An 11,839-nucleotide genomic window follows, 5' to 3' on the forward strand; every position below is an offset into this window, starting at 1 on the left:
AGGAAGACGGATCCGCAAACCAAACCGCCGTACCGTCGGCGGCGCTACTTCCGTGTTCAGTGGAAGCCGTCTGCGATTCGGGTTCGGGACGGGAATCTCATCCTTTCCAATGGTCGCGGCAACGCCCCGCTGGTCGTACCGTGGCGCTGGGAAGCCCCTGTCTTGGTCGAACTGGGGTGGGCTGATTCCGCTTATGAACTACGGGCTGTATACTCCCGGCCCCCGGTAGAACCTGTTACAGAGGGAGGCGTAGTCGGAACCGACTTGGGCGAAGTTCATCTTGCCGTGGTCCACGACGGGGAGCGGACGACGATTTACAATGGACGGGAGCTTCGGGCCAAACGGCAGTATCAGAACAAGCTCAAAGCCCGTCTTGCTGCGAAGCTGTCGCGATTGCAGAAAGGGTCCCGCCGCTGGCGAAAACTGCAACGAAGCATGCGGAAGCAGTTGCGACAACTGGATCATCAGATTTGGGACATCCTGCATAAGCAGACCACAACACTGGTATCCACCCTCCACGCGAGCAGGGTGCAGACGGTGGTCATTGGCGATGTACGGGATCTCCGAAAGCGAGTGGATTATGGACCTGCGGCCAATCAGCGAATCCATCAGATGGTCAGCGGTAAAGTTCGCTGGCTAATCACGTACAAGGCTGAGCGTCTCGGAATGCGGGTGGAGCTTCAGGATGAGGCGTATACGTCACAGGAGTGTCCACGATGTGGCTGCCGCCATAAACCGAAAGGACGAGTGTATACCTGTCCGGCCTGTGAGTTCCGCTTTCACCGGGATGGCGTTGGGGCGATCAACATTCGGCGCAGGTATCTGGGCCGAGGCCCAGTAGTTGGGGTGATGGCGTCCCCCACGGGCGTGCGGTGGCATCCGCATCAGTGCGCCCGCGTAGCTCGCGATGAGCGAGAAAGAATCCCCGCCCTTTAGGGCTGGGGAGAACGTCAATGAGGGATTCTGTCTAAACCGCTCTCTTGCGGCGCTTCATCCGATAAGGATCTTAATACGAGTAAAGGAAGATATCTTATGACGCAAGAATATATAGAAATCCGCGGCGCCCGGGAAAATAACCTGAAAGATGTATCTTTACGCATTCCCAAGCGCAAAATCACCATTTTTACCGGTGTATCCGGTTCCGGCAAATCGTCGATCGTTTTCGATACCATCGCCGCCGAATCCCAGCGTCTGCTGAATGAAAACTTCAGCATGTTCGTCCGCACCTTTCTTCCGCGTTTACCGCAACCGGATGTGGATGCCATCGAAAATCTGAGCATGGCGGTTATCGTCGACCAAAAACGCTTAGGCGGCGGCGCTCACTCGACTGTGGGCACGATTACTGATATCTCTCCCATTCTCCGTCTTCTCTTCTCCCGAGTGGGTCAGCCCTATGTTGGACCAGCAAACATGTTCTCATTTAACAATCCGCAAGGCATGTGTCCCGAGTGCAACGGGACCGGTCGCAGGCTGTGCGTCGACCTGAGCAAGGCGCTGGACATGTCAAAGTCGTTGAATGAAGGGGCAATCCTGCTGCCGGGCTATACGGTGAACAGCATGGATTGGACGATGCTCGTACAGTCGGGGCCCTTCGATCCCGACAAGAAGCTGAGCGATTATTCGGATGAAGAGCTGGAACAACTGCTGTACGGCAAGGCGAGGAAAGTGGCGACGCAGTTCGGCGGGAAGACAGTGAACATTACGGTGGAAGGCTGCATCGAGAAGTTCACCAACAAGTACATCAAGCGGGATGTGAAGACGTATTCCGAGCGCACACAACAAGCTGTTGCGCCTTACATCTCCGAGGGTCCCTGCCCCAGCTGCCGCGGCGCGAGACTCAGTCAGGCCGCGCTCAACTGCAGGATCAATGGACTCAACATCGCGGAGATGTCCTCCATGGAGGTCGGACAGCTCATCCGCGTCATTCGGGAGATTGACGATCCTGTCGCCGCGCCGGTCGTCAAGGCGCTGACGGAGCGGTTGCAGCATCTGGTGGATATCGGACTTGACTACTTGACGCTGGACCGTGAAACGGATACATTGTCCGGCGGCGAGTCGCAGCGCGTCAAGATGGTGAAGCACCTGAGCGGCAGTCTGGTGGATGTGACTTACATCTTCGACGAGCCCAGCGTTGGCTTGCACCCCCGTGATGTACACCGGTTAAATGGGTTGCTTCAGAAGCTGCGCGACAAGGGCAACACCGTGATTGTCGTCGAGCATGATCCCGATGTGATCAAGGTGGCGGATCATATCATCGACGTCGGGCCTCACGCCGGCAGCCGCGGCGGTACCATCGTGTATGAAGGAAACTTCCAAGGTCTGCTGGAGGCAGGTACGCTGACAGGCATCCATATGAAGCGGCCGCTCCAGCTAAAGCACGATTACAGGCAGCCGTCCGGCAAACTGTCAATCAAGGATGCCACACTGCACAACCTGCGGAACGTGAGTGTAGATATTCCAACCGGAGTGCTGACCGTCGTTACGGGTGTCTCCGGCTCGGGCAAGAGTACGCTGATTCACGAAGTATTCCTCAGTCAGCATCCGGATGCAATCGTCATCGACCAATCAGCGGTAGGAGTGTCGACACGCTCGAATCCCGCGACCTACACGGGCATTATGGATGATGTGCGCAAAGCGTTTGCTTCCGCGAACAAGGTCAACCCAGGCTTGTTCAGCTTCAACTCCAAGGGGGCTTGCGAGAACTGCCAAGGGCTGGGTGTTGTGTATACAGACCTTGCATTCCTCGACAGCGTGAAGCTGCCATGCGAAGTATGCGGAGGCAGACGGTTCAAGGAAGAGGTGCTCGCGTACAAGCTGAACGGCAAGTCCATTGCAGACGTGCTGGAGATGACTGTGGAGCAGGCACTGGATTTTTTCCAGCTCATTCAGCTAAAAGAGGTTGTCCGCAAGCTCCAGGCGATGAGTGATGTGGGGCTCAACTATATGACACTCGGCCAGCCGCTCAGCACCCTCTCGGGCGGGGAATGCCAGCGCATCAAGCTGGCAAGTGAGCTGCATAAGAAGGGCAGCATCTACGTGATGGACGAGCCGACGACCGGCTTACATATGTCAGATATCGGTCACCTTCTGGGGATCATCAACCGCCTCGTGGACGCCGGCAATACGGTGATCGTCATCGAGCACAACCTCGACGTGATCAGTCAAGCGGATTGGATCATCGACATGGGACCAGACGGAGGCAGCAAGGGCGGCCAGGTGGTGTTCGAGGGCACACCTGCGCAGATCATCCATGCGGAGCAGTCCATCACGGGAAGATACTTGATGCATGCACTAAATCCACGTTCGTAATGTATGGGATGCGAAAAAGCGGGGCCTCCGATGAGGGGCCCTGCAATGCCCTTTAAAATTCAGCCATCTCCAGCACAATCGGACAGTGATCGCTCCCCAACACGTGGGAATCCATGCGGGCGTCGACGATGAAGGGGCGAAGTCTCGATGAAACGAGAAAGTAGTCGATTCGCCATCCGATGTTCCGTTCCCGCACCCTGGGCATGTTGGACCACCAGGTGTAGGCGTCGGTGCGGTCTGGATAAAGATATCGGAAGGAGTCCGTGAAACCGGAGTTCAGGAGCAGCGTCATCTTTTCGCGTTCTTCATCCGTAAATCCGGAGTTGCCACGGTTCCCTTTGGCATTCTTGATATCCATCTCCTGATGGGCAACATTCAAATCACCGCAAATGATCACGGGCCTGTGTGCATCAAGCTGGAGTACATAAGTTCGAAATCGATCTTCCCATTCCAACCGATATGCAAGTCTTGACAGATCACGTTTCGCATTCGGCGTGTATACATTCACGAGATAGAATGCGTCAAACTCGAGCGTGATGATACGTCCCTCAGGCTCTGTCTCCTCTTCGAGGCCGTAGCGGACGGAAAGCGGTTCAAGTCTTGAAAATACGGCAGTTCCGGAATAACCCTTCTTCAGGGCGTAATTCCAGTACTGCTGATATTCTTCTCCAAGGTCCACGACAATTTGTCCTTCCTGGAGTTTCGTCTCCTGAAGGCAGAATATATCGGCTTGGATGTCATTGAAGTATTCGTAAAACCCTTTATTGATACATGACCTTAAGCCGTTGACATTCCAGGATACCAGCTTCAGTTTCCATACCACCTTACAAATCTATGATAGTGTGTCCAGTTTAACATAATTCCCCGACGATTTGCCGGTATGCTAAGTTCCACTCGAGCCCGGGATGTCCGTATGGACTCGACGTACAGCTTCGGAGCAATTCTAGAGGAACCTGGCCTGAACGATGATCCTAAGGTACTTCTATTGTAAAATGGAAGATAGCTTGCAAATACACGTCATCCTGGGTGAGGAAATCCATATGCCGAACTTCAACGAGATCGCAAACTTCATTTGGTCCGTCGCCGATCTCCTTCGTGGCGATTACAAGCAATCTGATTACGGAAAGGTCATCCTGCCGATGACCGTGTTACGCCGGCTGGATTCCGTGTTGAAGCCGACCAAGGCGCAGGTGCTCGCCAAACTGGACGAGCTGGAAAGGATGAACGTGCAAAATCTCGATCCGGTGCTCAACCGGATTACCGGGTATGAGTTTCACAACCGGAGCAAATTCGACTTCGAGTCCCTGCTCGATGATCCTGACCACCTGGCGGCCAACCTGACGGCGTACATCAACGGGTTTTCGGTCAATGCAAAGGATGTCATGGACTACTTCGAGTTCGGCAAGCAGATTGAGCGGCTCGACCGGTCCAATCTTTTGTACCAGGTGATGCAGCGGTTTGCCGCCATCGATCTGCACCCGGACAGCGTGAGCAACATGGAGATGGGGTACATCTTCGAGGAGCTCATCCGGAAGTTCGCTGAAGCCTCCAACGAGACGGCCGGGGAGCACTTTACGCCACGTGAAGTGATTCGCCTGATGGTGAACTTGCTTTTCAACGAGGACCGCAACCAGGACCTGTCCAAGGAGGGAATCGTTCGGACGATATACGATCCCGCCTGTGGCACGGGCGGCATGCTCTCGGTGTCGGAGGAATGGCTCCATGAACTCAATCCGGACATCATGGTGCGGGTGTTCGGGCAGGAGCTTAATCCCGAGTCGTACGCCATCTGCAAGGCCGACATGCTGCTCAAGGGTCAGAAACCGTCGCAAATCAAGTTTGGCAACAGTTTCACGGAGGACGGGTTTGCTGGTCAGACGTTCGACTACATGTTGTCAAACCCTCCATTTGGTGTGGAGTGGAAGAAAGTCGAGAAAGAGATCCGGGATGAGCATGAGAAGCTCGGCATGAACGGACGCTTCGGTGCGGGCCTGCCACGGATCAGCGACGGGTCGCTGCTGTTCTTGCAGCACATGCTCTCGAAGATGAAGCCGGTGTCCCTTGGCGGGAGCCGGATTGCGATCGTGTTCAACGGATCGCCTCTGTTTTCCGGCGGTGCGGAGTCTGGCGAGTCGAATATCCGGCGCTGGATCATCGAGAACGACTGGCTGGAGGCCATCGTGGCGCTGCCGGACCAACTGTTCTACAACACGGGCATCTCGACGTACATCTGGGTGCTGACCAATCGAAAATCCCCCGAGCGAAAGGGCAAGATTCAGCTCATTAATGCCACGCATCTGTACCAAAAGATGCGCAAGTCCCTGGGCGATAAGCGCAACGAGTTGTCGGATGAGCACATTGCGGAGATCACCCGCATGCATGGCGAGTTTCGGGAGACGAAGTACAGTAAGATCTTCGACAACGAGGATTTTGGCTATCGGCGCATCACGGTGGAGCGGCCGCTGCGCCTGAGCTTTTTGGTGTCGGACGAGCGGATCGCCCGCTTGAAGGAAGAGAAGGCGTTCCAGAACCTCGCCACGTCCAAGAAGAAGGGCGCCGCCGGCGAGGCGGAGATTGCGGAGGGCAAGCGCCAACAGGAAGCGATTCTCCGTGTCCTCGAAGGTCTGCGGTCGGAGACCTTGTATAAGAACCGGGAAGAGTTCGTGAAGGTCCTGAAGAAGGCGTTTAAGACGAGCGGCGTGGATTTGTCGGCGCCGATTCAGAAGGCGATCCTATCGGCCCTGTCCGAGCGGGATGAGACGGCCGATATCTGCCGGGATGCGAAGGGGAACCCGGAACCGGATCCGGAGCTGCGGGATTACGAAAACGTGCCTTTGAAGGAAGACATCTACGAGTATTTCGAGCGGGAAGTGAAGCCGTTCGTGCCGGATGCGTGGATTGATGAGGATAAGACGAAGATCGGCTACGAGATCCCGTTCACGAGGCATTTTTACGAGTACACACCGATGCGGCCGTTGGAGGAAATAGAAGCGGAAATCCTGTCTTTTGAAAGTCAAATCAATGGTCTGCTGCGGTCACTGAGAATCGGGGGGTAACACATGGTGCAATACAGTGAAGCAAACCGTGATGTTGGAACAACTTCAGAGTGGAGCGCTCACGTTCCAGAAGGCTGGAAATTTGTAAGGTTGGATAGTGTTTTCGATTTGGTTCGGAACACCATTCGCCAGAAAGACATGATCGAGAAAACGGTTTTTCATTATAGTATTCCTTCCGTTCAAGACTACGGAGATGGAAGGATTGAATCTGGTGATGAAATCAGTAGCGACAAGTTCCTTCTTTCTGGAGGAGAACTCATTGTATCTAAGTTAAACCCTCGAAAGGCAACCGTGTTGTTGACCAAGCCACAAGGCATACCTATTGTCGCTTCGACGGAATTTGTTGTACTAAGACCGAAAGCAATCCATCCGAAGTATGCGCTGTACCTCTATCTTTCTCATTGGGTACGTGAAAAAATTAGTTCAGTTGTACAGTCGGCCACTAAGAGTCATCAAAGGGCCAATCCCTCGGAGATTTACAAATTGTGGACTCCGCTACCTAATCTGGATGAGCAAGTTCAAATCGCCTCCTTCCTCGACCATGAAACGGCCAAACTCGACCAACTCGTCGAGAAAAAGCAGCGTCTCATCGAGCTTCTGCAGGAGTACCGCCAGGCTCTCATCACCCAGGCGGTAACGAAGGGGCTCGACCCGAATGTGCCGATGAAGGATTCGGGGATTCCGTGGTTGGGAGAGGTGCCGGCGCATTGGCAGATTGTACGATTGAAGTTCATCGCAGAAGTTCGCTCGGGAGTAACCAAAGGGCGAGATCTCACCGGAAAAGAGACTGTGGAGCTTCCCTATTTACGAGTGGCGAACGTCCAAGATGGATATCTCGACCTTTCGGACGTCGCAACGATCCCGGTCATGAAGTCTGAGATTCCTAGGTATTCCCTTCGAAAGGGAGATGTCCTCATGAACGAAGGTGGCGACTTCGACAAACTTGGCCGTGGCACTCGTTGGAACGGGGAGATTGAGCCGTGTCTACACCAAAATCACGTCTTTGCAGTTCGCCCGCACGATATCGATTACTCTGATTGGATCAACCTCTATACGTCATCGGAACCTGCAAAGCGATACTTTATCCTGAAATCCAAGCAAACGACAAATTTAGCTTCGATCTCTTCGACGAATATCCAAGAACTGCAAATTCCCTTTCCGGATAAGGCCGAACGAGACGAAATACTTGAGTATGTCTCGTCTGTCACAAAGAAGCTGGATCGACTGGTCTCAGTTATCGAGCATCAAGTTGATTTATTGCGAGAGTACCGTCAAGCCCTCATCACCGCCGCTGTCACCGGCCAGATCGACGTGAGGCAGTATAGCCCCGACCATGCGGAGGTGGCCACGCCTTGAGCGACATCAAGCTGTTTCGGATCAACGGAAAGGTGGAGGAACTGCCAGGTTCATCGATGGCGGTGGAGAAGTCGCTCCAGACTTTGTTTGAAAAAAATCTGGAGATATTACTTGGCGTCCGGTTTCTCGAATCTGAATACTCGACCGGTCCTATACATCGGGGACGTATCGATACACTCGGGATCGATGAGGACCATTCACCTGTTATCATCGAGTACAAGCGTGCGACAAATGAGAATGTCATCAATCAGGGACTTTACTATCTGGATTGGTTGTTGGATCACAAGGCGGTATTTCATCTGCTCATTCAGAGGAAATTGGGGCACGCAGAGGCTGATGCCATCGAGTGGGCGTCCCTAAGGCTGATTTGCATTGCCGGGGATTACACCAAATTCGATGAACACGCCGTACAGCAAATCAACCGTCAGATTGAACTGTTTCGGTATCGACGTTATGGAAATGAGTTCCTTATGCTTGAGCGGGTCAATGTTCCGCAGAATGTCAAAGTTGTCGAAGACAAGCACCGTTCATCGGAAGCCAGTCCAGCCATGGTGCCGTTCAAGGATTTTGCGTATTTTGCCGATCAATTGGAAGGCGAACTGTTGAACATTTACACGGCATTTCGTGACTACATGTTGGCCCTGGGCGACGACATCGAGGTCAAGCGGCTGAAGTATTACGAGGCCTACAAGCGAATTCGAAACGTGGCGACAGTCGTCACCCAACCACAGAAGCGTGACATATTGGTTTACATATATAGGAGTCCGGAAATGGACTGGAGGACGATGGATTGCGTCCGGGAAGTGGACAAGATGGGGCACTGGGGTACAGGGGATTTGGAGATTACGTTGCGGTCAATCGACGATCTGGAAAAGGTGAAACCGCTCCTTGAAAAGGCGTATGAAAGGAGCTGATACGAGGTGACTGCCATCCACACCGAAAAGGCGTTGGAAGAGGCGATTGAGTCGCATCTGCTGGCGCATGGCTGGCGAAAGGGCAGCCCGGATGCATACGACCGGGAACTGGCCCTGTTTCCGACTGACTTTCTGGAGTTCGTAAAGATCAGCCAGCCGAGCGAGTACAAGCGTCTTGTGGGCTTCTTTGCCGATGAAGCGGACGCCGAGCTCATTCGCCGCCTGGTCCAGGTCATCGACCGGGACGGGATGCTGAAGGTCATCCGCAAGGGGTTCGACATTTATGGCGTACCCATCAAGGCGGCGTTCTTCCGGCCTGCAAGCGGGCTCAATCCGGAGATTCTGACTCGGTATGAGCAGAACATCCTCACGGTCACCCGTCAGGTGCACTACAGCCTGAAAAACGAGAAGTCGCTCGATATGGTGCTGTCCATCAACGGTCTGCCCGTGATGACCGTGGAGCTGAAGAACCAGTTCACCGGCCAGACTGTACAGGATGCCATTCGGCAGTACAAGCGGGATCGGGATCCGAGAGAACTGCTCTTTAAGTTCAAGAAGCGCAGCCTCGTCCACTTTGCGGTCGATCCGAACGAGGTCTATATGACCACACAAATTGCAGGACCCGACACGGTCTTCCTACCGTTTAACCGTGGCTACAACAATGGTGCCGGCAATCCACCTTCGGATGGGTTTCGCACGGCGTATCTGTGGGAGGAGGTCTGGCAAAAGGACAACTTCATGGACCTGCTCCAGAAGTTCCTGCACCTGCAGGTCGATGAGAAAGTAAAAAACGGTAAGAAAGTCCGCAAGGAGAAGATGATCTTCCCACGCTATCATCAGTGGGATGCGGTGAACAAAGTCCTGGCCGACGTGTTGGAGAAGGGCCCTGGTCACAACTACCTGATTCAGCATTCGGCGGGATCAGGGAAGACCAACACCATCTCGTGGCTGGCGCACCGGCTGTCGAACCTGCACGGGCCCGACGACAAGCCCGTCTTTGATGCGGTCATCGTCATTACGGACCGACGGGTACTCGACCGCCAGCTTCAGGACGCAATCTACCAGTTCGATCACGTACAAGGTGTCGTGCAGCAGATCGACAAGAACTCACGTCAGCTAAAACAGGCGCTGGAGTCAGGGACGGCCAAGATCATCATCTCCACCATCCAAAAGTTCGGTGTCATCTCGAAACAGGTCGCCGATCTCTCGCACAAGAACTTTGCCATCATCGTCGATGAGGCGCACAGCTCGCAAAGTGGTAAAGCGGCCGATGCTGTGAAGGACGTGCTGGCGGCGGGATCGCTCGAAGAGGCGGAGCATATTCAGCGGGATCTGGATGCGAAGGCGACGGACGTCGAGGACCAGATTGCTGAGGAGTTGGCCAAGCGGGGCCGGCAGAAGAATCTCAGTTACTTTGCATTCACGGCAACGCCCAAGGGGAAGACGCTTGAACTGTTTGGCCGCAGGCCAACCCCAAATGCGAAGCCAGAGCCGTTCCACCTGTACTCCATGCGCCAGGCGATCGAAGAGGGCTTTATCCTCGACGTTCTGCAAAACTACGTCACGTACAAGGCGTACTACAAGATGGCCAAGGCGATAGAAGATGATCCGACGCTGGAAGAGAGACCGGCGAAGAAGGCCATTGCCCGTTTCGCAAGCCTGCATCCGCATAACGTGGCGCAAAAGACGGAGATCATGGTGGAGCACTTCCGGCGCATCACCCGCCATAAGATCGGCGGGCGGGCGAAGGCGATGGTGGTGACGAGCTCACGTCTTCATGCGCTTCGCTACAAACAGGCCTTCGACGAGTACATCAAGCGCAAGGGCTACACGGACGTGGCGACGCTGGTGGCGTTTTCGGGCACCGTGGTCGACCAGGGTGAGGAGTACACGGAGCCCGGCATCAACGGATTCGGGGAGAAGGAGTTGCCGGATCGGTTTGACTCAGACGATTATCAGGTTCTTATCGTGGCGGACAAGTACCAGACCGGGTTTGACCAGCCGCTGCTTCACACCATGTTTGTAGACAAGAAGCTGTCCGGTATCCAGGCAGTCCAGACGCTGAGCCGTCTGAACCGTACGTGTCCCGGTAAAGACGACACGTTTGTGCTCGACTTCGTGAACACGCCGGAGGAAATCCAGGCGGCGTTCCAGCCGTACTATGAGGTTACGACGCTCGGCAGAGAGACAGATTTGAATCTCATCTTTGACCTGAAGAGCCGCCTTGAGGCCCAGCCCGTCATTTGGCAGGACGATGTGGAGGCGCTGGTGGAGGCGTTCTATACGGGCAAGGATGCTGCGGCATTGCACAAGTATCTTGACCCGGCGGTAGAGCGTTATTTGCACTTGCAGGAGAAGGAGCGAGAGGAGTTTCGCTCGACGCTTTCGACGTTCGTCCGGGTTTACGGGTTCATCACCCAGATTGCCCCGTTCCAGTCTGTTCCGGTTCACAAGTTCTACACGTACGGGAGACTGCTGTTGAAGAAGCTCCCGGTGCGGGGGCGGGTGGCGCTGGATCTCGATGACGAGGTGGAGATGCAGTATTACCGGCTGGAGGAGAAATCTAAGGGTCGGATTGAACTGGTTCGGGAAACGCCAGGCGTCGTCGATGGCATTACCGAAGCGGGGACCGGCGGATATAACCGGAAGGAAGCGCCACTCTCCAGCATCATTGAGGTGCTGAACAAGGCGTTCGGGACGGATTTTACGGAGGCGGATCGGCTGTTCTTTGACCAGGTGGAAGCGGACATCCTGCGGGACGAGGAGATTGTAAAGGCGGCCCGATCGAACACAATGGAGTAAGCGTCAAAGCCCCCACACCTTGCGTTTCTCCAACCGTCGTGCGACAGTCATGGACGACAACAATCAGCCCCGCCAGGAGACCCAGCGGGGCGATTTCTCATGCTATCCTTTTTTTCCACGTCTCCGGATTCGTTCCGGCAGGCGATCTGACCACGGGAGCAACGCGTCCATCGCTGCCCGGTCATCCGTTCGGATGTTGGGTAGCCGCTCGAACAGGTATTCCAGGTACAAATACGGGTCCAGCCCGTTCTCCTTGGCTGTCTCCACCAGGCTGTAGGCGATGGCGCTCGCCCTCGCACCCTGTGGGGTGTTGGCAAACAGGAAGTTCTTGCGACCAATTACAAACGGCTTGATTGACCGCTCGCTCCGGTTGTTATCCAACTCCAGATGGCCGTCCTCCAG

General features: G+C 54.7%; 8 protein-coding genes. 6 read left to right on the plus strand and 2 right to left on the minus strand.

Annotated features, from left to right (window positions below; genetic code table 11):
• Nucleotides 1-162: 162 nt before the first annotated feature.
• Nucleotides 163-936 (plus strand): RNA-guided endonuclease InsQ/TnpB family protein, encoded by a 774-nt coding sequence (locus BM357_RS17520; protein WP_245784080.1) that lies wholly within the window; start codon nt 163-165, stop codon nt 934-936.
• 96 nt (nt 937-1,032) lie between these two features.
• Entirely contained in the window at nt 1,033-3,309 is a 2,277-nt protein-coding gene (locus tag BM357_RS17525) for an ATP-binding cassette domain-containing protein (RefSeq protein WP_074956543.1), read from the plus strand.
• A 52-nt stretch (nt 3,310-3,361) separates the two neighbouring features.
• Here BM357_RS17525 and BM357_RS17530 read toward each other — a convergent pair whose 3' ends face one another.
• Nucleotides 3,362-4,120, minus strand: coding sequence for an exodeoxyribonuclease III (locus BM357_RS17530; protein WP_074956553.1), 759 nt, complete (start codon nt 4,118-4,120; stop codon nt 3,362-3,364).
• 229 nt (nt 4,121-4,349) lie between these two features.
• On the opposite strand from BM357_RS17530, the gene BM357_RS17535 reads away from it, so the two are divergent.
• The 4 genes from BM357_RS17535 to BM357_RS17550 are packed head-to-tail and all read left to right on the plus strand — an operon-like array spanning nt 4,350 to nt 11,437.
• Nucleotides 4,350-6,365, plus strand: a complete 2,016-nt coding sequence (locus BM357_RS17535; protein WP_074956545.1) for a type I restriction-modification system subunit M — start codon at nt 4,350-4,352, stop codon at nt 6,363-6,365.
• 6 nt (nt 6,366-6,371) lie between these two features.
• Nucleotides 6,372-7,721, plus strand: a complete 1,350-nt coding sequence (locus tag BM357_RS17540) for a restriction endonuclease subunit S (RefSeq protein ID WP_175511580.1) — start codon at nt 6,372-6,374, stop codon at nt 7,719-7,721.
• A complete protein-coding gene (locus BM357_RS17545) occupies nt 7,718-8,635 on the plus strand; it encodes a DUF5655 domain-containing protein (RefSeq protein WP_074956549.1) in 918 nt (305 codons plus the stop codon). The genes BM357_RS17540 and BM357_RS17545 overlap by 4 nt, the downstream gene beginning before the upstream one ends.
• Nucleotides 8,636-8,641: 6 nt before the next feature.
• Entirely contained in the window at nt 8,642-11,437 is a 2,796-nt protein-coding gene (locus BM357_RS17550; RefSeq protein ID WP_245784079.1) for a type I restriction endonuclease subunit R, read from the plus strand.
• A 102-nt stretch (nt 11,438-11,539) separates the two neighbouring features.
• Here BM357_RS17550 and BM357_RS17555 read toward each other — a convergent pair.
• Nucleotides 11,540-11,839: transposase domain-containing protein (locus tag BM357_RS17555; protein ID WP_139234642.1), on the minus strand; the 300-nt coding region annotated here is incomplete at its 5' end.

The sequence above is a fragment of the Paenalicyclobacillus macrosporangiidus genome (assembly GCF_900116805.1).
GTDB classification, from domain to species: Bacteria; Bacillota; Bacilli; order Alicyclobacillales; family Alicyclobacillaceae; genus Alicyclobacillus_H; species Alicyclobacillus_H macrosporangiidus.